The sequence below is a fragment of the Halomonas jincaotanensis genome, from assembly GCF_018448785.1.
GTDB lineage: Bacteria > Pseudomonadota > Gammaproteobacteria > Pseudomonadales > Halomonadaceae > Halomonas > Halomonas jincaotanensis.
Genome location: NZ_JAHCLU010000018.1, coordinates 13,535 through 35,692, shown reverse-complemented (window position 1 = coordinate 35,692; position 22,158 = coordinate 13,535). Strand labels below are relative to the sequence as shown.

Annotated in this window: 22 protein-coding genes, 1 tRNA gene and 1 pseudogene; 12 read left to right on the top strand and 12 right to left on the bottom strand. The window is 61.6% G+C overall.

The features are described 5' to 3' along the window. Positions 1 to 25 precede the first annotated feature (25 nt). A complete protein-coding gene (locus KG088_RS14960; protein ID WP_213826671.1) occupies positions 26 to 319 on the top strand; it encodes a hypothetical protein in 294 nt (97 codons plus the stop codon). A 311-nt stretch (positions 320 to 630) separates the two neighbouring features. Here KG088_RS14960 and KG088_RS14955 read toward each other — a convergent pair whose 3' ends face one another. Further along, the gene (locus tag KG088_RS14955; RefSeq protein WP_213826669.1) at positions 631 to 966 is read right to left on the bottom strand and encodes a hypothetical protein; all 336 of its coding nucleotides are present in this window, start codon (positions 964 to 966) and stop codon (positions 631 to 633) included. Between the two features lie 417 nt (positions 967 to 1,383). On the opposite strand from KG088_RS14955, the gene KG088_RS19680 reads away from it, so the two are divergent. Then, a complete protein-coding gene (locus KG088_RS19680) occupies positions 1,384 to 1,647 on the top strand; it encodes a type I restriction-modification system subunit M N-terminal domain-containing protein (RefSeq protein WP_319941451.1) in 264 nt (87 codons plus the stop codon). A 575-nt stretch (positions 1,648 to 2,222) separates the two neighbouring features. Here the strand turns inward: KG088_RS19680 and KG088_RS20060 are convergent. From KG088_RS20060 to KG088_RS14930, 4 genes and pseudogenes are all read right to left on the bottom strand, one after another. Further along, complete coding sequence (locus KG088_RS20060; protein WP_406565613.1) at positions 2,223 to 2,672, bottom strand: GNAT family N-acetyltransferase; 450 nt, start codon at positions 2,670 to 2,672, stop codon at positions 2,223 to 2,225. 72 nt (positions 2,673 to 2,744) lie between these two features. Then, a complete protein-coding gene (locus KG088_RS14940; protein WP_319941449.1) occupies positions 2,745 to 3,887 on the bottom strand; it encodes a histone deacetylase family protein in 1,143 nt (380 codons plus the stop codon). A gap of 325 nt (positions 3,888 to 4,212) precedes the next feature. Next, positions 4,213 to 4,656 carry a phasin family protein gene (locus KG088_RS14935; RefSeq protein ID WP_213826667.1) on the bottom strand — a complete coding sequence of 148 codons (444 nt, stop codon included), beginning with the start codon at positions 4,654 to 4,656 and terminating at the stop codon, positions 4,213 to 4,215. Between the two features lie 913 nt (positions 4,657 to 5,569). Next, a pseudogene (locus KG088_RS14930) lies at positions 5,570 to 6,512 on the bottom strand (IS110 family transposase). Between the two features lie 257 nt (positions 6,513 to 6,769). Between KG088_RS14930 and KG088_RS19670 the strand changes: the two are divergent. Continuing rightward, entirely contained in the window at positions 6,770 to 6,952 is a 183-nt protein-coding gene (locus KG088_RS19670) for an SOS response-associated peptidase (protein WP_250148293.1), read from the top strand. Between the two features lie 264 nt (positions 6,953 to 7,216). On the opposite strand, the gene KG088_RS14920 is transcribed toward KG088_RS19670, so the two are convergent. Beyond that, positions 7,217 to 8,206, bottom strand: coding sequence for a DinB/UmuC family translesion DNA polymerase (locus KG088_RS14920; protein WP_250148292.1), 990 nt, complete (start codon positions 8,204 to 8,206; stop codon positions 7,217 to 7,219). Here KG088_RS14920 and KG088_RS14915 point away from each other — a divergent pair. Beyond that, positions 8,199 to 8,513, top strand: a complete 315-nt coding sequence (locus KG088_RS14915; RefSeq protein WP_213826665.1) for a hypothetical protein — start codon at positions 8,199 to 8,201, stop codon at positions 8,511 to 8,513. The two genes, KG088_RS14920 and KG088_RS14915, sit on opposite strands and share 8 nt — an antisense overlap. A 92-nt stretch (positions 8,514 to 8,605) precedes the next feature. Here the strand turns inward: KG088_RS14915 and KG088_RS14910 are convergent, their stop codons facing one another. From KG088_RS14910 to KG088_RS14895, 4 genes are read right to left on the bottom strand one after another with little or no spacing between them, the layout of a single operon-like run. Then, positions 8,606 to 10,003, bottom strand: a complete 1,398-nt coding sequence (locus KG088_RS14910) for an NAD(P)H-dependent oxidoreductase (RefSeq protein ID WP_213826663.1) — start codon at positions 10,001 to 10,003, stop codon at positions 8,606 to 8,608. Between the two features lie 49 nt (positions 10,004 to 10,052). Continuing rightward, positions 10,053 to 11,549: a tripartite tricarboxylate transporter permease gene (locus KG088_RS14905; RefSeq protein ID WP_213826661.1), complete on the bottom strand. Its 1,497-nt coding sequence runs from the start codon at positions 11,547 to 11,549 to the stop codon at positions 10,053 to 10,055. Then, positions 11,549 to 12,004, bottom strand: a complete 456-nt coding sequence (locus KG088_RS14900; protein WP_213826659.1) for a tripartite tricarboxylate transporter TctB family protein — start codon at positions 12,002 to 12,004, stop codon at positions 11,549 to 11,551. Before KG088_RS14900 ends, KG088_RS14905 begins: the two co-directional genes overlap by 1 nt. A gap of 42 nt (positions 12,005 to 12,046) precedes the next feature. Then, entirely contained in the window at positions 12,047 to 13,006 is a 960-nt protein-coding gene (locus tag KG088_RS14895; RefSeq protein ID WP_213826657.1) for a Bug family tripartite tricarboxylate transporter substrate binding protein, read from the bottom strand. Positions 13,007 to 13,848: 842 nt separating this feature from the next. Here KG088_RS14895 and KG088_RS14890 point away from each other — a divergent pair. Next, positions 13,849 to 14,379, top strand: coding sequence for a terminase small subunit (locus KG088_RS14890; protein ID WP_213826655.1), 531 nt, complete (start codon positions 13,849 to 13,851; stop codon positions 14,377 to 14,379). 413 nt (positions 14,380 to 14,792) lie between these two features. Here KG088_RS14890 and KG088_RS14885 read toward each other — a convergent pair. Together KG088_RS14885 and ispB are read right to left on the bottom strand one after the other, a co-directional pair. Then, positions 14,793 to 14,869, bottom strand: a tRNA-Pro gene (locus KG088_RS14885). A 76-nt stretch (positions 14,870 to 14,945) separates the two neighbouring features. Next, a complete protein-coding gene (gene ispB, locus KG088_RS14880; RefSeq protein WP_213826653.1) occupies positions 14,946 to 15,941 on the bottom strand; it encodes an octaprenyl diphosphate synthase in 996 nt (331 codons plus the stop codon). A gap of 301 nt (positions 15,942 to 16,242) precedes the next feature. Here ispB and nrdH point away from each other — a divergent pair, with 301 nt between their 5' ends. The 7 genes from nrdH to cgtA all read left to right on the top strand — a co-directional run bounded on the left by nrdH (position 16,243) and on the right by cgtA (position 22,140). Then, positions 16,243 to 16,464 (top strand): glutaredoxin-like protein NrdH, encoded by a 222-nt coding sequence (gene nrdH / locus KG088_RS14875; protein WP_213826651.1) that lies wholly within the window; start codon positions 16,243 to 16,245, stop codon positions 16,462 to 16,464. Then, positions 16,461 to 16,904 (top strand): class Ib ribonucleoside-diphosphate reductase assembly flavoprotein NrdI, encoded by a 444-nt coding sequence (nrdI, locus tag KG088_RS14870; protein ID WP_213826649.1) that lies wholly within the window; start codon positions 16,461 to 16,463, stop codon positions 16,902 to 16,904. The genes nrdH and nrdI overlap by 4 nt, the downstream gene beginning before the upstream one ends. Further along, positions 16,883 to 19,042, top strand: a complete 2,160-nt coding sequence (nrdE, locus tag KG088_RS14865; protein ID WP_213826647.1) for a class 1b ribonucleoside-diphosphate reductase subunit alpha — start codon at positions 16,883 to 16,885, stop codon at positions 19,040 to 19,042. Before nrdI ends, nrdE begins: the two co-directional genes overlap by 22 nt. Before the next feature lie 58 nt (positions 19,043 to 19,100). After that, positions 19,101 to 20,075 (top strand): class 1b ribonucleoside-diphosphate reductase subunit beta, encoded by a 975-nt coding sequence (nrdF, locus tag KG088_RS14860; protein ID WP_213826646.1) that lies wholly within the window; start codon positions 19,101 to 19,103, stop codon positions 20,073 to 20,075. Positions 20,076 to 20,233: 158 nt separating this feature from the next. Continuing rightward, positions 20,234 to 20,545, top strand: a complete 312-nt coding sequence (gene rplU / locus KG088_RS14855) for a 50S ribosomal protein L21 (RefSeq protein WP_213826644.1) — start codon at positions 20,234 to 20,236, stop codon at positions 20,543 to 20,545. Between the two features lie 62 nt (positions 20,546 to 20,607). After that, positions 20,608 to 20,865, top strand: coding sequence for a 50S ribosomal protein L27 (gene rpmA, locus KG088_RS14850; protein WP_213826642.1), 258 nt, complete (start codon positions 20,608 to 20,610; stop codon positions 20,863 to 20,865). Between the two features lie 87 nt (positions 20,866 to 20,952). Then, positions 20,953 to 22,140, top strand: a complete 1,188-nt coding sequence (gene cgtA / locus KG088_RS14845) for an Obg family GTPase CgtA (protein ID WP_213826640.1) — start codon at positions 20,953 to 20,955, stop codon at positions 22,138 to 22,140. Positions 22,141 to 22,158: the final 18 nt, after the last annotated feature.

Here is a 22,158-nt window from a genome sequence, read left to right as displayed (position 1 = left end):
GGCGCTGACGTGGAGGTGCTGACCGATGATGGATGACGCGATCCACGAGGCCAGCCGTCTGCTGTCCAGCCTGCGAAGCATGAGGACCGAAGATGCAGTGGGCGAGGCCGAGCTGCTGCTGTGTACCCTGGAACACGATCCCGTCACCAACGTCCTAGAGTTCGCAAGTGACGCTCTTGAGCACATCGAGGCTCATCTGCCGGACGGTACATTGGCTGAGCTGGTCAGGAACCGACTGAAAAGCCTGGTAGGTATGGTGCTGGCGATCAGGGATAAAACCGATGAAGCGGGTACCGCTGACAGGGCAATCCCGGTTTAAGTTGAGACACCTTTCATGCCATCTGGGAGGTTCGTACCACGAGAAAGTACGGCAGGGAGGCCATCGAACGCGATTGCCGCGGGTCAATTCTCCATCCGCCACCTCGCTTTCACGCATGAAGTTCCCGAGTCCACCGTGCGCAGCAAGGCCAGGACAATGGGCCGGCAGCGGTTTCTCACATTGATAGCGGACCTAAACCAGGGGAAGGTCAACTGCACTCACAGCTGAACGAGCTGACCAAGAAATTGGGCTACGTGAAGCGCGACGGTTAAAGGAGAAGCGAAGGCCCCGGCAGCCGGGGCCTTTGGCTCTCAGAGCCGACTCTGAATGTGGTTATGTAAGCTTCGTTCCAGCTCACCGGTTGAGACACAACGATCGACTCGAATTGATTTCAACAGTTTGTGATCAAACGAGTTGCGGAAAGTGAAGAGACCTTTCCCAAATACATTTGGCTGTACCGATACCTGGTCAGAACGGTCGCGCACCAATACGTTAATGTTAGCCATTACGTTTTGGTCGATGAGCATATGCACCTCGCCTGGATCGACGGCACCACAATCGATCTGGCTAAAGCCAGCGCCAAGCGAGTAATCGGAGCTAATGATTCCCGAGTCGCGCTCGATATTCTTGATCGGTATATTTTTCATTGCAAATCAGTCGACGGTATCCTCCCAAATATCTGAAAAGTCGCCGCCGTATGATCTTTCCTGATTACCGACTCCTGCAGACGGCGGTGTGACGGATGGCGCTGCACATCCTGCGAGAAGCGCGGAGAGCGCTGCCGTCGTTGCTATTGCTGCAATCGTTTTCATTTTTTCTTCTCTATATTCCCTGGAATGTAAGCTGGTATCGCCTGCCAGCTTAGTCGAGTTTGCCCTGCGTTATGCTATGAGCCAAGTCTAATCGAAGAATTGTTAATGCATTCCGGCTCCACCTTCCCCCCTCATTCCGCTTCGCTGTGTATGATGGTTCGCACACTCATCACGGCTTCTTTTCCGCGGGGACGCATCTTGAATACGGAGAATCACTCCTAGACAGCCGCCTTCATCTAGTCTGTCGCCGACCTGCTGCGTGTCGATTTCAAACAGTCCCAGTACGGCCGCATCATTCTTCCCTTCACTCTGCTGCGCCGCCTGGAGAGTGTGCTGGAGTTCACCAAGGCCGCGATGCTGGCCGCCGCTCAGGAGCACCAGGCAAAGCCCAATGGGGGTCTAAAAGATCCTGGACGATTCGCTCCTGGCATCACCGGCAAGCCCCGTGTACGTGGCTGGCTGCCTCCGGTAGGAGTGTCTGTCGCCAACGAGGCAACCCAAACGGAGGCGGTATGAGTCAGGGACGCAGCATCCGGCTCTTTCTGGTGGACGGCACACCCAATGGCTTGCTTACCGCTGAGATCATGAACTGGACGGGGCATGTGCTCACCGGGCCGCGCAGTAAGCTCAGCGAGTTGGTGCAGCGCCCAGAGTGTGGGCGTACCGGGATCTATTTCCTGGTCGGCCCCGACCCCGAGAACAGCCTTCGCCCGCTGGTCTATATCGACGATAGTGACGATGTCGGCACCCGCCTCAAGCAGCACAACCGCCCCGAAGCTGTTTCGGGTTCTGGGGACGGCAAGGACTTCTGGGAGAAAGTCTGCCTGATCACCAGCAAGGACCAGAACCTCACCAAGGCCCATGTGAAGTATCTGGAGAGCCTGCTGATTCAGAATGCCGGCCAGGTCGGCCGCTGCAAGCTGATTAACGGCACCGCCCACGACTACATCAACCTGCCCGAGTCGGATCGCGCCGACATGGCCTTCTTCGTGGAGCAGATCCGCACCGTGCTGCCAGTGCTTGGCCTCGACTTCCTTCGCGAGACCTCCCGCCCCTCCCGGCTACCCCGGGTGTGCAGGAGGCGTCCCTCGTCACCCCCGGATCTCGGCGATGACCTCGCCGGTTTCCTCGCTCAGCGCCGTCTCCTGGAAGCCGAGACTGGAGTAGAAGTCCCGGGCGACCTGGTTGGTGGACACATAGCAGATCGCGATCCTCTCGAAGGGGCCCTGTGCCCTAATCTCGTCCAGCACGCACTGCATGGCCCTGTGCCCGATGCCTCTTCCCTGATGGCGTCTATCGACCATGAGACGGAAGATGTTGTAGGCAGGCGGCCGGTCGTCGTGGTGGAAGGATTCGTACATGAGAAAGCCGACCGCTTCCCCGTCGCAATAGATGGCGCGAGACTGATAGGTCGGATGGAAGCTCGATTCGGCAATGGAGTACAGATTGTCAGCGACATAGTCACGCTGTGATGTCGCTACCTCCAGCGCAATGACGTCCTCGAAGTTCTCGCGGGTGATGTTCTTCAGTGTTACGCCCATCACATGCTCCTCCCTAATGGGAACATCACCCACCGCCCGAGCAGCCTGGACGCCATATCTCGGCATCGGGCTTTATTGCCCCTCCTGACCGGCGTCGGGCGGAGCAGCCGACGCTTCCGGTTCGGTGACGAAGGCACCGCGATAGAAGGCCTGCGCGGCCTCCACCTCGGCAAGGCCGCGCAGGCCGGGTTCCGGTGGCTCGTCGCCGGCCAGCACCTGGAGCACCGACCTGACGCCGTGCGACAGCGATATCAAGTTGTAGCCGCCTTCCAGCACGAAGACCAGCCTGCCCCCGCACTGCTGGCGTGCCAGGCGCTGCAGGATGCCAGTCATGGCGGCAAAGCCGTCATAGGAGACATTTAGCGCCAGGTCATGGGTGTGGGGATCGAATCCTGTCGAGACCAGGATAAGATCGGGGCGGAACCACTGGGCCGCCGGTACCAGGATCTCGCGGAATGCCTTGAGATAGGCGGCGTCGTCGGCATCGGCAGGCAGGGGAACATTGACGATGGCGCCATCCCCGAGGCCCACCCCGACCTCCGCGAGACTCCCTGTGCCGGGATAGAAGGGAGCGGCACGGTGTATATCGAAGAACAGCACATCCGGATCCGCCCAGAAGATGTCCTGGGTGCCGTTGCCGTGATGGGCATCCCAATCGACGATCATGACCCGCTGGCAGCCCAGCGCCGCCTGGGCATGGGCGGCAGCCACCGCCACGTTGTTGAACAAGCAGAAGCCGCGGGCGCGCACCGGTTCGGCGTGGTGGCCGGGGGGCCTTACCAGCGCGAAGCTGCTCTCGGCTCGCCCCTCTACCACCGCCTCGACGGCGGCGATCGCCGTGCCGGCGGCCACTTCGGCGGCATCGACGCTACCGGGTGATACTGCCGTGGTATCTTCGTCCAGCCAGGCGTTCTCTCCGCGCAGCTGGTAAATGCTGTCCAGGTAGGAGTTGGTGTGGACGCGCCCTAGCTGCTCGCGAGTTGCCGGCCTGCCGGTCTCGAAGGTCACCCCGGGGACCGGTTCGAGTTCCAGCAGGTGCCGGATGGCGGTGAGCCGGGCGGGGTGTTCGGGATACGTCCAGGGCACCCCCAGCCCAGACAGAAGCGAGCGGATTCGCTTGTCCATGCGCCCCGGCAGGAAGGGCACCTCGATATCCGGTTCATGGGCCAGCATTCGTTCGTCATAGAAGGCGATCACGCTGTTCTGTTCGGCCACTGTGAAGGCTCCACGTTGCTAAGGGTCAAGGGGTCGTCGCAATACTGGCTTATAGTGCCAAGGATAGTCGTTCATCGAGCGCTTCAGCAGGTACTTTCCGGCCAAGCGTTTTACGGCGCCTGCTGTTGGGAGCGCGAGAACACCGACGATGCCATGCCCTACCGGCTTTTGAAGTTAGCTGAACCACACGCGTAATCGAGTCATTTGTTTTCACTACCCGTTTGCGTTCACCAACAAACTGTTTCCCCACAACAAGGGCCGCCGATCAATGATCGGCGGCCCTTGGGTTTACCCTGTCAGTGCTCCGGCATGGCCGGCGCCTGGATCAGGCAGACTTGGCAGTCTTGGCGCTGGTATCAGTCGCCTGCTTGGCCTTGCTCTCGGCAGCCTTCTGGGTCTTCTCGACGTTTTCTTCGACAAGCTTCTGGCTCTGCTTGACGTTCTCTTCGGTCAGCCTCTGGCTGTCCTTGGCGAAGTCCTGCTGCAGGGCCACGACCTTCTCGGCATCGCCTTTCAGGCGCTCGGTCAGGTCCTTGGCGACTTGCTGCTGGCCTTCCATGTAGTCGCAGAGGCCTTCGGCATCCTTGACGTTCATGAGGTTGCGCAGCTGCGCCAGGCTGGTGTCGGAGTACGCCTTGCCAGCGTCGAGCTGGGCGTTGACCAGCTTCTCGGTGTAGTCCACGGAAAGCTCAGCGTAGGCACGAGCCGGCGCGAAGAACATGGATTCAAACTGCTCGGTGATCTGCTTGGTATCAAATGCGTTGGTCATGGTGAGAACCTCCAAGGTTCTGAACGAACGGGAGATCCCCGCCCTGATGACGTGCACACTACCAGGAAAATTTGTGCAGTGCAACATTCCAGGAGCCGGGGTATGAGGAAAGCGCTGCGCCTTCGATGGGGGTGAGACGACACTTAAGCCGCGGCACCCCGAAGGGGGGATGGCGACACCTCACCGAAGATGCCCCGGCAGGAACTCCAATGAAGGATCCGAAACTGCTTCAAGGCGGCTTAACCTGGCGATCACCATGGCGGGCCGTCAAGGGCTTGCGGCGGCGACACGCTGTCTTTGATGAGAGACCAGCCGTTGTCAGTATCCTGTAGCGTCCTGCTGTAGTCCCTCTATGCTGGTAAGGCAACAGCCCAGTGACGTCTTGAGGTCAGGCCTTGCTACCCTGACACAGGCGACCAGCAAGGCGGCTGGATCTAATGACACAGGTCAGAACGTGCGCCCGCCCGCTCAGGCATTGGCGGAAGTCCAAATTGCCGAGTTTGTCTCCCTCTCAGGAGAAATCTCGTATCGAAGGCGCCGCTGGTGATGGATGAGCAGTGGTGGGGCTATCGGCCGCACTGGGTGAGGGAGAAGGCGCTGCAGCCGATCAACGCCACCGTGGAAAAAGTGGCCACCTCCCGCTGGTATGGATTGACCTGTCAAGGGTTCGGTTGGCTCGGGTGCATGCGGTTGTCCTCAATACCTACGGGCCAGGAAGCGAGGGGCGATCAGCGACGGTGGATCTCTCTGGTATTCGTGGGTTGGGTACCGACCTGTCATCACTTCGTCGCGGAGCTGCCCTGGTCTATAAGCGAGGGTTACCCTGCCTTGCAAGGCAGGGACCTCATCGGGAGGTCAGGGGTTCTCCCACCGGCCCAACGCTCCCTGACCCGTAGGCACTGGGACGCCACTGTCATGCGGTTGCCCGGCTGCCGTGCGGTTTGCCCATGGCCTCGCAGGCAATCGCCCACAGGAAGCCGGCCGACTCCCGCGCCACGGCCGTGATGACCTGTTGCTTGACCTTGCCGGTGGCGGCCAGTCGGCGGTAACGCCCGCACAGGCGCTTCTGGGCCTCCCAGGCGATGGCCTGCACCGCTGGCGAGGTCTTCTCCGCCCGCCGCTGAATGGTGCGCGTCTTGCGCGCCGGGAAGCGGTAGCGCCAGGCGGCCTCCACCAGCACGCGTCGCACATGGGCGTTGCCGGTCCTGGTGATGCCACCCTGGCGTCTGTAGCGCGTCAATCTGGATGAGAAGCCAGCGACAATCAGAATGAGAACCGGGGGTGTCGAAGCGGACGGTCTCCAGCCAGCGGAAGTGAGCCTGGCCCCACTTGCTCTTGCCGCCATGGACCTTGCCATGTCGCATCAAGAAGGCGCTCAGCCGCTGTCGCGCCTTGAGCTCGATGGCCTTCATGTCCTCACGGGCCCGTGTCAGGTCGCGGATCGCCTCCTGCTCCGGGGTAGGCACCCACACCGGCGTCAGCTCGCCGGAACGCAACAGACGGGCCAGCCTCTGCGCATCACGGCGGTCGGTCTTGACGCGATCCCCGGCCCGCTGGGGGATCAAGGTGGGGGCGACGACCTCACAATCATGGCCACCGGCCTGGACCTGGTGATAGACCCCATAACCGCAGGGGCCCGCCTCGTAGTTGAACAGCAGAGGCTGCCCGTCGAAGCGCTCGCTCAGTTGGCGAATCAGCGTGTCGATGGCCTTGGGCGCGTTGGGGATCTCGCCACGGAACTCGGGCTCATGCCGCCCCGCCTCGGCGATGGAGACGGAGATGCTCGCCTTGTGGACATCTAGCCCGATATAGGCGGCATGGAACGTCGCTGGCGGCGTTGAGCCGCTCGGCGACAGTGCGTTCCACAATGGTTTGCTGAGTTGCGTTAGACTGTTTCATGACCTGCCTCCCTCAATAGTGGCTCTGTGTTGGTGCCTCAACCTCAACGTAACCCACGACGTTGAGGAGGGGCAGGTCAATCCATCATGTCTATTCTGCGAGGATCGCGAGCCGCTCTGGCTGGCGGGGATCTGGGCCGAGCGGGCGGATGGCACGCCGGGCTGCGCGATCATCACCGAGCCGGCGCGGGTCTGCCAAGGAGGTCCACTCGCGCATGCCGCTGGCTTTGGATGCTGAGAGCCTCGAGCCGTGGCTCGACCCCGACCTGACCGACCGCGAGACAATACGCAGCGTGGTGCATCATCTGGATGCCGGGCTGATCACGCACTGGCCGGTAAGCACTCGCGTGAACCGGTCGGGGAATGACGAGGATGCGGCGCTGATCAATCCTGCATGAGCCTCTGGTATGGCCAATGACTCCATCTTTCTATCGGCAATTTCCTACACGCGTAATTAATGTGCATTAATTATGAATCTTTTGAGAGCTGTTACGTTGAATCCATAGAGCCATGGAGGGCTCATCAGGGAAGATCGAGCACGGACGCTCACTGCACACAAGGACGCGCGGACAGGATGTTCGTGAGAAGCCATCATGGAAGAGAAGGCAAAAGCCCAACCTGTGAAGGTTGGGCTTTCTCGTTTCTATTTTGCTCTCCTGTTGCTATCGCGCTTTGACGTTGGCTAGCTCACTCCACCGCGTCGTCCAGCGTGGCGTGCGGTTCGCGCAGCGCAGGTGCCAGGCGGCACGGGGGCTGGGCCGACCCAGCGTGACGGTACCGCGTCCCATCTTCTGATTCAGGTCGTCCATCGCGGCCATCAGCTTGGCGCTGCGCTCGCGCTCAGCCTCGCTTTGTGCCGAATCGAGCAGCGAGAGCTGCTGCCGGTTGGCGTCGACGAGGTCGATCAGCATCACGCCGGCTTTCATGAAGCGATACTTAGGCCGATAGATGGCCTGCAGGGTGCGGCTGGCGGCGTGGAGGATCTCGCGGCTGTCATCGGTGGGGCGTTCCAGCTCGACCACGGCGCTAGGGGAGTATTGCAGCAGGTCGGGGCGGTGCGGGTTGGTCTTGAGGAACACGTAGACCGCTCGGGTCAGGCTGTCTTGCTGGCGGAGCTTTTCGGCACTGCGTTGGGCGTGCTGACGGATCGCTTCGCCGATCTCGACCAGGTCGCCGGTGAGCTTGCCGAACGATCGACTGGTCATGATGCGCTGGCGGGGTGCGTCGTTATCGTTCATGTCGATGGCGGCGATGCCCTGGAGCTCAAGCACGGTGCGCTCGAGCGTGGTGCTGAATCGCCGCTTGATCTGTTTATGATCCTGCTGGGCGAGATCCCACGCCGTGCGGACATCCCTCAGGGCGAGCTTTTCGACCAGGCGACGACCGACGCCCCAGACATCGCCCAACGCGGTGCGCTGCAGGAGGCTGTGGGTCTCCGGGCTACCGGGGTGGAGCACGCAGACGCCCTGGTAGCCGGGGATTTTCTTCGCGGCGCGATTAGCGAGCTTGGCCAGGGTGCGCGTGGGGGCCACCACCACGCAGACCGGAATGCCGGTGTACTGGCGCACCTGGTGATGCAGCGCGCGGGCGTGCTCGAGCAGCGGGCCGGCCTCAAAGCCATCGAAGCGCACGAACATCTCATCGATGGACAAGCTCAACGACCTCTACGGCGCCGAAGTCAGCGACGGTGACAAGCTGCACTTCGCCAACGGCATCGCCGACCGGATCCAGCGCGACGAGGCGGTAATGGCCCAGGTCCAAAGCCACAACGAGGATCAGGTGATGCACGGCCTGTGCCCCAAGCGGGTCACCGACGCCGTGCTCGACGCCATGAGCGACCACGAGAAGCTCTCCATGCCATTGCTGGAGGACGAGGAGACGGGAAGGCAGTTTGCGCTGTTGATACTGAAATTGTTGGCGGGGAGGGAGCGCTTCCAGGCTAAGGTATCAGGAAAGTAACCACCGACAGGAAGCATCCTAATAGTCACTAAGGTCGAACTTTCCGAGAGCGGGGAACGGGTATGGGCCTTCCCCGTTCACGCTTTTCTCCCTCACTGCGCTTGTTCACCGAAAAAATGTGCATCCTGCGCCTGTCTGAGCCTGAGAAGCTCTGAGCCCGGATCGATCTCGAGGTCGGCGAGAACGATGAAGTCGCCTTTTCCGACCGGACGGACGAGTTTGCGATGCGCGGCGAGGTAGAACGGTACCGGCGACTCTGGCGCGATCGGACCCGCGGGCACCATCCTGGTCGAAACGCCAGGGATCTCGTGGTGGTGACCACCCATCTGGAGAATGGTGCCGGCTTCGAGGTCGATGTCGGCGCAGGCGACGAGATCGGTGTGATGCCGCGGCTCGGTGGCCCCGGTCGAGACGCCGTGTAGAGCGGCCTCGAGAATGCTCGTCGCCGCCTCCAGCCCTAGGAGATGGCGCGGCAGGTAGAGCATCGCCGTCCTGCCGTTGCGGCTCAGCACATGGCCCTTGCCCTGCAGCATCGCCCAGGTGGCCTGGTCGTTGCAGCGCACGACCACGAAAACGCCGCCGGCGAAGCTGATCTCGTCCTTGCCGCGCAGACAGTGGAAGACGTCGAGCACCGGCGTCGAGGACAGCAGCCCTCCGTCGGATTTCGGGGAGAGGAAGCTCGGCACTTCGTCGATCCGAGCGATCGGCGCGTGCAGCATCGGCTTGTCGGCACCGAATCCAACGCCGTTGGCGGAGAGCGTCAATTCGCAGGCATCTGGTGGAATGCGCTGGGAGAGGGCCGAAGCGATCTCCGATCGCCGGGCGGCGATCTCGGCGGCGTCGCGGTCCCCGAGCCTATCAATGGCTGAGAAGCCGGTCACGTCATAGTCGCGACCGTTGCTGGCGATGGTCTCGGTCGCGGGATCGTAGACGTAGTCGTATTCGCTGGACTTGCCGGCCGAGAGGATCTCGAGGCCGAGCGTCTCGGCCCAGGTGACGAGGCCGATCAACAGGCTCGGCTGATCGCCGTCGACGGGCGTGACGACACGGCCGTGGCGGCGCGCCATGGCGTCGAGACCAGGCCCCACGACGCTGTCTACCTCTTTGGAGACTAGCGCGACGTGACGCCCCGCCTCGATCGCCATGCGGCAGTAGCGCGCGCCGCCCTCGGGGTGGCCGGTCGCCTCCACCAGCACCTGGAAAGGGAGGTTGATCACGGTGGCGAGATCGTCGGCGGCAATGTAGGCACCTTCTTTCCAGGCGGCTTTCGCTTCCGAGGAATCGGCGCAGATGCGGATCTGCGTCTCGTCGATGCCGACGGCGTGCATCGTGGCCGCTGCACGCGAGGCGTCGAGATCGATCGCGATCCGGCAGCGCATCAGCGGCACTCGCCGCCCCTGCGCGAGGAAGCTGCGTCCGAAGTCCCCGGTCCCGACGATGCAGGTGTCGACTGGCTCCCGCCCAGCGGAAAAATAAGTGTGGTGGTTCATCAGAAACCCTTGATTCTTAGGTTATAGCGTCTGGACGGTCGGGGAGACCTCACCGGACCTTCGGGCGGAACCTCCCATAGGCGAAACGCACCAGAGGCACTGTCCAGACAAGGATGGTGAGCACACCGAGAAAGGCTGAGAGCGGACGCTCGAAGAATGCGAACACGTCGCCCTGCGTGCTGATGAGCGACTGAATCAGGTTCTTCTCAACGATCTGGCCGAGCACGATGCCGAGCACCGTAGGCGCGAGCGGCAATCCGGCGCCATTCATTAGGAACGCGAGGACTCCCAGCGCCAGCATGACGAGCAGGCCAAACATGTCGTTGTTGATCGCGAAGGCACCGATCGAGGCCATGACCAGGAGTGTCGGCGCGATCAGGCCCTGGGGGATGCGCAGAATGGTCCCGGCCACGCGCATCGCGGCCCAGCCGAACGGAACCAGCAGCAAGTTCGCGATGAGGAAGACAATGAACACCGCATAGACCATGTCCGCATTGTTGATGAAGATGGTCGGGCCGGGGTTCATGCCCTGCATGTAAAGCACACCGATCGCGATGGCGGTGATCGTGTCGCCGGGAATCGCGAAAACGAGGGCGGGAATCCACGCGCTCGCCAGTGCCGCATTGTTGGACGCGCCGGCGCTGACGATGCCCTCGATGTGGCCTGTGCCCCATTTCTTCGGCTCCTTGGAGAAGCGCTTCGCAACGGCGAAGGAGATCCACGAGGCGATGTCGGCGCCGGCCCCCGGCAGTGCACCGATCACCGTGCCGAGCGAGCTGCCGCGCAAGGCGCCGGTCCAGTACTTGCGGAGGGCGACGCGCACCTTGCTCCAGGACTCCTTGCTGCCGAGTTGCGGAACGTCATCGATCGTCTTCGTCGAGGAGAGGGACCGCACGATCTCCGGCAGCGCGAACATGCCGATCAGCGCCGGGATGAACGACACGCCGTCCATCAGCTCGTTGCTGCCGAAGGTGAAGCGCGGATAGGCGGTACCGTAGTCCATGCCGACGGTCGAGATCAGGAGGCCGATCAGCAGCGCGATCAAGCCCTTGGGCACGTCGTCTCCGGACACGAAGACGGCACAGCTAAGGCCAAGGCAACCGAGCCAGAAGAACTCGAAGCTCGAGAACTGAAGCGCCATGTCAGCGAGCGCGGGCGAAGCGAGGATCAGCGCGGCCGTGCCGAAGATCCCGCCGATCGCTGCCGTCGTTGCGCTCGTAGCGATGACAAATCCTGCCTCGCCCTTGCGCGTCAGCGCATAGGCTTCCTCCATGTAAGCGGCCGAGGCCGGCGTGCCGGGCATACGAAGGAGGGCGCCGGGAATGTCGCCCGCGAAGATTGACATAGCCGAGGCCGAGACGATCGAGGCGATCGCGGCGACCGGGTGAAGCAGAAAGGTGACCGGGACCAGAAGCGCCACCGCCATGGTGGCCGTAAGGCCGGGCAACGCGCCGACCACGAAGCCGAACATCGCGCTGGCGATGATGGTCAGGAGGACGCTCGGCTCGGCAACGATGGCGAGCCCGGCGAGGAGATCTGCGCCCATCAGTAGATCAGCTCAATAAGCGGCCCGGACGGCACTGGAACCTTCAGCATCACCCGGAATATCAGGTCGAAAGCGACCGTCAGCCCCAGTGCCAGCGATGCACAGAAGACGAGGCCGCCCCGCGTCCAGATGAAGGCAATGAGCAAGGTGGCGAAGGTGATGATCTGGAAGCCCAGCGCCTCACCCAGGAAGACGAAGGCCAGTATGGCCGCCAGGACCAGGCCGATCGCGGGTGCAGCGCGCGGTTGGTCGAAGGGGTAGTCGAGGCTGAACCCGAAGGATCCAGCCTCGCGGGCGCAAAGCCCGCGAAGCGTAAGGATCACGCCACAGATCACCAGACCGATGCCGATGATCTGCGGAACAAATGCCGGCCCGTAATAACTGCCGGAGGTGTTCGGAAAACCGCTCGCGTACCAGAAAATGGCGATTCCCAATGCGGTCACCAGGATACCCATCAATCCGTCGCCTATACGCATGCCGGTTTTCCATCCGTCAGCTCAGTTGTCGCCGAAGATCTTCTGCGCGGCTTCGTAATCGGACTTCATAAAGTCGCGGAACTCGTCGCCCGGGCGCCACACGATGGTAAAGCCACGCTCCGTCAGCGTGTTGCGGAAAGACTCGCTGTTGACCGCATTCTCCACGGCATCGAGTAGGATCTGGCGCTCCTCGTCTGGCAGGCCGGCCGGTGCGACGACTCCGTGCCACAGGCCGAACGTGTAGTCGATACCCTCCTGCTTCAGCGTCGGGACGTCGGGGAAGATGCCGATTGGCTCGTCTGCCATCACCGCGAGGGCGCGCAGCTTGCCGCTCTCGATCAGCGCCCGCGCCTCGGCAAGCGAGGCGGTAGAGAAGGTCGAGTTGCCGGCCGCGACGTCGAGATGGCCGGCAGTGCCGCCCTGAGTCGGAACCCAGATCACGGTGTTCGGGTCGATACCCTGGTCCATCATCAGGCCGAGGAAGCCGACATGCCAGTTGGCATTCTGCGGCGCGCCGGTGCCCTTCAGCTCGCCCGGGTTCTCCTTGATCGCGGTCAGTAGGTCGCCGACCGTCTGGTATGGAGAATCCGCGATGACCGTGATGCTGGAGGCGAGCGCGTTGGTCTGGCCGATCGCTGTGAGGTCCTCGTAGCTGATGTCGGCGAGGCCCTGCGGCTCGTAGAGGCTGATGTCGCTCGCCACGAGGCCGATTGTGTAACCGTCAGGCTGTGCGCGTGCGATCGCGTTCGAACCGACGATGCCGCCGCCACCGCCGCGATTGATGACGTTGATGGGAGTGTCGAGCTCCTTCTCTATCTCCGCGGCCAGCGTGCGCGCGACGATGTCGGTGCCTCCACCGGCGGGATAGGGCACGATCACCTGGATCGGACGGTCGGGATAGGCAAAGGCCGGCGATGCCGACCCGACTGCCACGATGCAGGCAAGCACTGCGCCTGCGAGGAACGTCCTGCGCGCGTTCATGTCTAACAACCTCTCGGGAGCTTATGAATACATAATTAAAGTAGGTGCCCTCTTTACTCATGTCCAGCGGTTTTTCCTGGGTGATGGACTGCACCGCAGCGCGTTGGAAACCATGGGATCCAGTCTAAATTCGGCTCCAGGCGCGCAACATCGGAGTCACATCTTTCTGAAATACCGCCCTGCCTGACCGTGCCGCCGAACGCCACTTTCTCCGCTTGACCATCCTTCTCTGGCATTCCTCACCGGCCGACGGCCCCCGGCTAACGCCGGCAGGTGCGTTGCTGCCCACAACCTATTCCGAGGCGCTGTCGTCCGTCGTGCCGGGCTGGATGAAAAATAAGCACCCCGAGGGGAAGTGAGGTGCGTCCTTCGTCCAGGTCGGCATCGACCGCCAGCACCGCGAATTGAAGCTGGCCATGACCGCGCCGCACTCGGTGTCGCCCTCAAGACGTCTGCTGCACTTCAAGCGCTTATGCCGGGGCTGGTTGACTGTCGAGGTGGAGATGGAAGGCCCATGGGAAACCATCCGGCTTACGCCCGGCTTCTGGAGCCAGTGCACCGAATTCTGCGACAGCGGATCGCCCAGGATTCGGCGCTGGCTGGAGCGATATTTCAACATCGACTGGCCAAGAGGTAGGCCCCTCGTTTCGAGCTGATCCCGATAGGCGGGAGAAGATTCCGGCTAGAGCCTACATTAGATGGCTGTGTGAAGTAGGCTCACCGAATCTGCGTTTCAGGTCAGTTCGACCCGCGATACCGGCGCCATATCACAGAGGACCCATTGTCATAATGCTAGCTGATTGAATTATAATCGAAGAAATGCCATCCGAGAGGATCGCCTTATGCCCAATGAATCACTCCCGCCGAAGCAGTCCCGTTTTGTCGAGGAGTACATCCTTGACCTAAATGCCACCCAAGCCGCTATCCGTGCCGGATACAGTCCCAAGACGGCATATCGCACCGGGGCTGATCTCCTCAAGAAACCTCAGGTTCGCCAACTGATAGATCAGTACAAGGTGGAGCGTAGTCAGCGGGTTCAGATGGACGCTGATCGCGTGCTACAGCGCCTGGCTGAAATTGATGCAATGGATGTAGCTGACATCCTCAACGATGACGGTAGCGTTAAGCCGCTGCGGAAGTGGCCGAGGATCTGGCGGACCTATATTACTAGCTTTGATATAACCGAATTGGCAGAAGGCTCTGGCGATGAGCGTCAGGTCGTTGGCCTCCTCAAGAAGATCAAGTGGCCCGATAAACTGAAGAACCTGGAGATGATCGGGCGGCACGTCTCTGTCCAAGCATGGAAGGAGCAGCGTGAGCTGTCCGGCAACCTATCGCTCAGCCATGAAGAGGCCCTGGAGCTACTGAGCTGACGCCCCTCCCTGGGTGCATGATCGCTAACCGAAGTTCGTCACCATTAGGCTACATGATCTTCTCCAGCGATTGGCCTCGATGCCCGGGAACAGATGAAGTTTCAGCCCCGAGCCAGGAAGCGCTGGTCCTTGAAGCTGTGACGATGGTGGAACTGCTCCATTCACCATCGAGACTGGGTTCTGTCAGTTGTGTCAGCGACCTATAAGTGGGTTTTTCGCATTCCACTCGAGCAGGTCTCTAGGCGGTAACAGGCCACGAGCGCTGGTTGGCTCGACTCCTGGATAGGGGAGAGCGGGTAGCCTAACGTTTCTGCCTGTTCTCGACGCGTGGAACCTATTTGGAACCTAGAATCCGGACAACGCAAAACGGCCACCGCTGCGATGAGCTAAGTGACCGTTTTTTCAGTGTTTTCTGGTCGGAGTAGCAGGATTCGAACCTACGACCTCTGCCTCCCGAAGGCAGCGCTCTACCAAGCTGAGCTATACTCCGACGCGTTGGGCTGGCGCCTCAACGGGGCTGAATTATACCCGGCGTGACCGGCTTTGCAAGCCTTTCGCCGAGCGGCTCAGGCTTCGCGATCGACTGCCATGCGGGTGAGTTCGGCCATGCTGTCGCGGTAAGGGCTGGGGGGCAGGGCGTCGAGCTGGCTCAGCGCCTTGCCGGACATTTCCTCGGCCTTGGCGCGCGTGTAGTCCAGAGCGCCGGTCGCGTGGACGATCGCCAGAACGTCATCAAGACGATCGAGGCCGCCTTGGCGAATCGCCTGACGCACAAGTTCTGCCTGGTCGGGGGTGCCGGTGGCGATGGCATGGATCAGCGGCAGGGTCGGTTTTCCCTCGGCGAGATCATCGCCGACGTTCTTGCCCATGGCGTTGGCATCGCCCTCGTAGTCGAGCAGATCATCGATCAACTGGAACGCCAGGCCCAGGTAACGCCCGTAGCATTGCAAGGCGGATTCCTGTGTCGGGCTGGCTTCCGCGAGGATAGCGCCGCTGTGTGATGCCGCCTCGAAGAGCATGGCGGTCTTGCCCTGAATGGTCTGGAAGTAATCGGCTTCGCCGATCTCGGCATTACCGACATTGGTCAGCTGCTGCACTTCGCCCTCGGCGATGGTGCAGGTGGCGGTGGAGAGCACTTCCATGATCCGCATCGAGCCGATGTCGACCATCATCTGAAACGAACGCGAATACAGGAAATCTCCTACCAGCACCGAGGGCGCATTGCCCCAGGCGTCATTGGCGGTGGATTTGCCCCGGCGCATATGCGATTCGTCGACCACATCGTCGTGCAGCAGGGTCGAGGTGTGCATGAACTCGATCAGCGTAGCCAGGGTGATGTGGCGGTCGCCCTCGTAACCCAGCGCGCGCGCGGCCAGAAGTACCAACAGCGGGCGCAACCGCTTGCCGCCCCCGGCGATGATGTAGTGGCCGATGGTTTCGACGAGTGGGATTCGTGATGCGAGTCGATCGGCAATGGTCCGATTGACGGCATCGAAGTCCTCGGCAACTACCGCATGGATAGGCAGGGACGTAGTGGCTTTCGGCGGAGCATTGGCGGGCATGGAGGCGATATCGACTGGGAATAAGGAAGGCCATGAATTGCCGGTCATGCTATGGGGCGCCCATGTGGGCGTCAAGGCAAGGTGGCGGAAGGGGGCGTTTCATGGCGTGTTTCAGCCTCATGTGACACTCAGTCGCCGTTGTTGGGAGTAAGCAAGTCAACGCTATTTAAATACTAGATATTGATGTAATTCTTGGATAACCTACCAGATATAGATTCAAGACGAGAAGTGACGTGATTGGCCAGATGCGCCATGCCACCCCGGAAAGCGCTTCTCTACAGCCCCCGAGCGAGGATCAATCATGCCCATCGAAATCTACAGCAAGCCCGCCTGTGTGCAGTGCACGGCGACCTACCGCGCGCTGGAAAAGCAGGGCCTCGACTATACGGTTGTCGATGTCGCTGCTGATGCGGTGGCCCGCGAGTTTGTCGAGCGCCTCGGCTATCGCCAGCTGCCGGTGGTAGTGGCAGGAGAGGATCACTGGTCGGGATTCCGGCCGGATCGTATCCGAGCGCTGGGATGAGTCAAGCGGCGACATTGCCCACACCCGGTAGCGCGGGTGTCGGGCTGGTCTACTTCTCGACCCGTTCCGGCAATACCCATCGTTTCATGCAGGCGCTGGGGTTGCCGGCCAGCCGGATCCCGTTGAGCCGCGATGCGTCCGGCCTGGTGGTCGACAGCCCATTTGTGCTGGTCACGCCGACCTATGGTGGCGGTGGCGTGAAAGGCGCAGTGCCCGGCCCGGTCATTCGCTTTCTCAACGACAAGCAAAATCGTCAGCGGTTGCGAGGGGTCATCGCCGCTGGCAATACCAACTTCGGTGCAGGCTATTGCCTTGCAGGCCGAATCATCGCCGAGAAATGCCACGTGCCGTTGCTGCACCGATTCGAGCTCTTCGGTACGCCCGACGACGTGGCCACTGTTTATCAGGGAGTGACTAAATGCTGGATACCCCACGCCTGACGGCGACACCTCACGGAAATGGCGCCAAGACGCTGGATTATCATGCGCTCAACGCCATGCTCAACCTTTACGGACCCGAGGGTGAGCTTCAGCTCGACAAGGATCGCGAGGCGGCGCGTCAGTACTTCCTCCAGCACGTCAACCAGAACACGGTCTTCTTCCATTCGCTGGAGGAGAAGCTCGACTATCTGGTGGCGGAGGGGTATTACGAGGCCGAGGTCCTGGCGCAGTACGCCCCGGACTTCCTCAAGTCGCTTTTCGAGCAGGCCTACGCCGCCAAGTTTCGCTTTCCGAGCTTTCTCGGGGCCTTCAAGTATTACACCAGCTATACGCTCAAGACCTTCGATGCCAAGCGCTATCTGGAGCGCTACGAGGATCGCGTCTGCATGGTGGCGCTGAATCTGGCCCGGGGCAACGAAACCCTGGCACGTGCACTGGTCGACGAGATCATCAGTGGTCGTTTTCAACCCGCCACCCCGACCTTCCTCAACTGCGGCAAGCGCCAGCGTGGCGAGTTGGTGTCGTGCTTCCTGCTGCGTATCGAGGACAACATGGAGTCGATCGGGCGGTCGATCAATTCGGCACTGCAGCTCTCCAAGCGCGGCGGCGGGGTAGCCTTCCTGCTCAGCAACATCCGCGAGGCCGGGGCGCCGATCAAGCGCATCGAGAACCAGTCGTCGGGCATCATCCCGATCATGAAGCTGCTCGAGGATGCCTTCTCGTATGCCAACCAACTGGGTGCACGGCAGGGCGCCGGTGCGGTATATCTCAATGCCCACCACCCCGATATCCTGCGTTTTCTCGATACCAAGCGCGAGAACGCCGACGAGAAGATCCGCATCAAGACCCTCTCGCTGGGCGTGACGATTCCCGACATCACCTTCAAGCTGGCCAAGCGCAACGAGGACATGTATCTGTTTTCGCCCTACGACGTCGAGCGCGTTTACGGAATGCCCTTCGGCGACATCAGCGTGACCGAGAAATACGCCGAGATGGTCGACGATGGGCGGATCCGCAAGGCCAAGATCAAGGCCCGCGAGTTCTTCCAGACCCTGGCCGAGTTGCAGTTCGAGTCCGGCTACCCATACCTGATGTTCGAGGACACCGTGAACCGCGCCAATCCCATCGCCGGGCGCATCAACATGAGCAACCTGTGCTCGGAGATCCTGCAGGTCAACACGCCGACCACGTATGAGGAAGACCTCGGCTATCGTCATATCGGCCAGGATATTTCCTGCAACCTGGGGTCGATGAACATCGCCAAGGTAATGGATGCCGGCGATATCGGCACCAGTGTGGAGATCGCCGTGCGCGGGCTCACTGCCGTCTCGGAGATGAGCAACCTGAGCTCGGTGCCCTCCATCGCCGCGGGCAATGCCCAGTCGCGGGCCATCGGTCTGGGACAGATGAACCTGCACGGATTTCTGGCCCGCGAACACATTTTCTACGGTTCCGAGGAAGGGCTGGATTTCACCAATCTGTACTTCTATTGCGTGGCCTATCATGCGCTGCGTGCTTCGAACCGCCTGGCCATCGAGCGCGACGAGAGCTTTGCCGGTTTCGGCGATTCCACCTACGCCAGTGGGACGTTCTTCGATCAATACACCGAGCAGGCGTGGACACCGCGGACCGACAAGGTGCGTGGCCTCTTTGAGCGCGCCGGCATCGCCATTCCCGATCAGGACGACTGGCGTGCCCTGAAGGCTTCGGTGATGGCTCATGGCCTCTACAACCGCAACCTGCAGGCGGTGCCGCCCACCGGCTCGATCTCCTATATCAACCACTCCACCTCGAGCATCCACCCGGTGGCGGCCAAGATCGAGATCCGCAAGGAGGGCAAGCTTGGTCGTGTCTACTATCCCGCGCCGTACCTGAACGACGATAACCTCGCGTACTACCAGGATGCCTACGAGATCGGCCCGGAGAAGATCATCGACACCTATGCCGAGGCCTCGCGACACGTCGACCAGGGGTTGTCGCTGACGCTGTTCTTCCCCGACACCGCCACCACGCGAGACATCAATCGTGCGCAGATCTACGCCTGGCGCAAGGGCATCAAGACGCTCTATTACATCCGCCTGCGTCAGGCGGCCCTGGAGGGCACCGAGGTCGAAGGCTGCGTGTCCTGCTCGCTATGAGAGCAAATCGCTGCATCCCGCTCGCAGATTTGCTGGCTACCCAAGGAATTCGTCGAAAATGACCACTACCACTCGCCGTCTATCACACGTCGCCGCCATCAACTGGAATCGCCTACAGGACGACAAGGACCTGGAGGTATGGAATCGCCTCACCAGTAATTTCTGGCTGCCGGAAAAGGTGCCGCTGTCCAACGATATTCCCTCCTGGAACACGTTGACGCCCCAGGAGCAGCGGCTGACCATTCGTGTGTTCACCGGCCTCACGCTACTCGATACCATCCAGGGCAGCATCGGCGCCCCCGTGCTGATCGAGGATGCCCGGACCCAGCATGAAGAGGCGGTTTACACCAATATCGCCTTCATGGAATCGGTGCACGCCCGCTCCTACAGTTCGATCTTCTCGACGCTGTGCACGACCCGCGACGTGGACGATGCCTTTCGCTGGAGCGAGGAGAACGCGCCGCTGCAGGCCAAGGCCGAGCTGATCCTCGACCGCTACCATGCCGACGACCCGCTGATGCGCAAGGTCGCCAGCGTGTTTCTCGAGTCGTTCCTGTTCTACTCGGGCTTCTATCTGCCGATGCACTGGGCGAGTCACGCCAAGCTGACCAATACCGCCGACCTGATTCGTCTGATCATCCGCGATGAGGCGGTGCATGGTTACTACATTGGTTACAAGTTCCAGCTGGCGCTGGCCGAGGCATCGCCGGAGCGTCAGCAGGCGGTCAAGAACTATGCTTTTGACCTGATGCTCGAGCTCTACGACAACGAGGTGAAATACGCCGAGTCGCTCTATGACGCGCTGGGAATGACCGAGGACGTCAAGGCGTTCCTGCACTACAACGCCAACAAGGCGCTGATGAATCTCGGCTACGAGCCGCTCTTTCCGAGCAGCGTCACTGACGTCGATCCGACGATTCTTGCCGCGCTTTCGCCGGGCGCCGACGAAAACCACGATTTCTTTTCGGGTTCCGGCTCGTCCTATGTGATCGGCAAGGCGGTGGCCACCGAGGATGAGGACTGGGCCTTCTGAGCGCGTAGTCATCCTGGCCTTTTGAGGTTGAAGGCGCGCGCGGCGGCGGTTATAATCCGCGACCCACTCATCACGCTCCCTGTCAGATGGTTGCCGAAAGGGGCGCCACTCGCAGCAGGCCGATGAAGAGCCAATCTCGATGAGTTCTGGAGAGACCGATGTACGCAATTATCAAGAGCGGTGGCAAGCAGTACCGCGTTCAGGAAGGCCAGACGCTCAAGCTCGAGAAGCTGGAAATCCCGACCGGTGAAAGCGTCGAGTTCGACCAGGTATTGCTGGTCGGTAACGACGACGACATCAAGATCGGCGCGCCGCTGGTCGACGGTGCCAAGGTGGCGGCTGACGTCGTCTCCCATGGCCGTGGCGACAAGGTGACCATCATCAAGTTTCGTCGCCGCAAGCACCACATGAAGCGTCAGGGCCACCGTCAGTGGTTCACTGAAGTCAAGATCACCGGGATCTCTGCGTAAGCGCTGCGCCGCTGGCGTCAGTGACAAAGAGACAGTTCCCCTGAACGAGCGAGGACTTAGCAATGGCTCACAAGAAGGCAGCGGGCTCTACCCGTAACGGTCGCGATTCCGAATCCAAACGCCTTGGCGTCAAGCTCTTTGGTGGCCAGGCAGCCGTGCCGGGCAATATAATCGTGCGCCAGCGTGGCACCAAGTTCCACCCCGGCACCGGCGTTGGCCTCGGCCGCGACCACACCTTGTTCGCGCTGAACGAAGGCGTGATCAAGTTCGAGACCAAGGGTCCGAAGAATCGCAAGTTCGTCAGCGTCGTCTCTGCCTGAGACCGCCCGAGCTTGTCCAGGAGGGCCCCGCCACGGCGGGGCCTTCTTGTATCATGACGGTGGAAATGGCCGTCGGGAGAGTGACAGATGCAATTCGTGGATGAAGCCTCGATCATCGTGGAGGCAGGCAACGGCGGCAACGGCTGCCTGAGCTTCCGCCGCGAGAAGTACGTGCCCAAGGGTGGCCCCGATGGCGGCGATGGCGGTCATGGCGGCTGCGTCTACCTGATCGGTGACGACGCCCTCAACACCTTGATCGACTTCAAATACCAGCGCTTCTACAAGGCCCGGAACGGCCAGCCCGGCATGGGCCGCCAGATGAGCGGCAGGGCCGGCGAAGACCTACTCGTCAAGGTGCCGGTGGGCACCACGGTGATCGACGAGGACACCCTCGAGGTAATCGCCGACGTCACCGAGATCGGCCAGGAAGTGCTGGTCGCCCAGGGCGGCCGCCGCGGGCTTGGCAACATCCATTTCAAGTCGTCCACCAATCGGGCGCCGCGTCGCACCACCTCGGGTACCGAGGGCGAGCGCCGCAACCTGCGCTTCGAGATGAAGGTCATGGCCGACGTGGGCCTGCTGGGCATGCCCAATGCGGGCAAGTCGACGCTGATCCGCTCCGTCTCCGCGGCCAAGCCCAAGGTCGCCAACTACCCCTTCACGACCCTGGTGCCCAACCTGGGGGTAGTAAAGCTCGGCATGCACGAGCACTTCGTGATGGCCGACGTGCCGGGGCTGATCGAGGGCGCCTCCGATGGCGCCGGCCTGGGGTTGCGCTTTCTCAAGCACCTGACCCGCACGCGGTTGCTCTTTCATGTCGTCGACGTGGCGCCCTTCGATGAGTCCGATCCCGTCGAGGCCGCCGAGGCGATCGCCCACGAGTTGGGCGAGTTCTCGCCGACCCTGGCCGAACTGCCACGCTGGCTGGTGCTCAATAAGCTCGATCTGCTGCCCGAGGACGAGCGCCTGGCGCGCACCGACGCCATCGTCTCCCGGCTTGGCTGGGAGGGGCCGGTGTTTCGTATCTCGGCGATCGGAAACGAGGGTACCGACGCCCTGGTGCAGGCCGCCTACCGCTGGCTGACCGAGCAGCGCCGGTTGGAGAACGAGGACGAGGAAGCCGCCGAGCGTGCTCGCGAAATGCGCGCCCGCATGGAAGACGAAGCGGTGGCGCGCACCGAGGCGCGTCTCGGCCGCAAGCGCAAGCGCGATGATTTCGATGACGACGACTTCGACGATGATGATTATGATGTCGAGGTCGAATACTCTCCTTAGTCAATCCATACCAGAAGC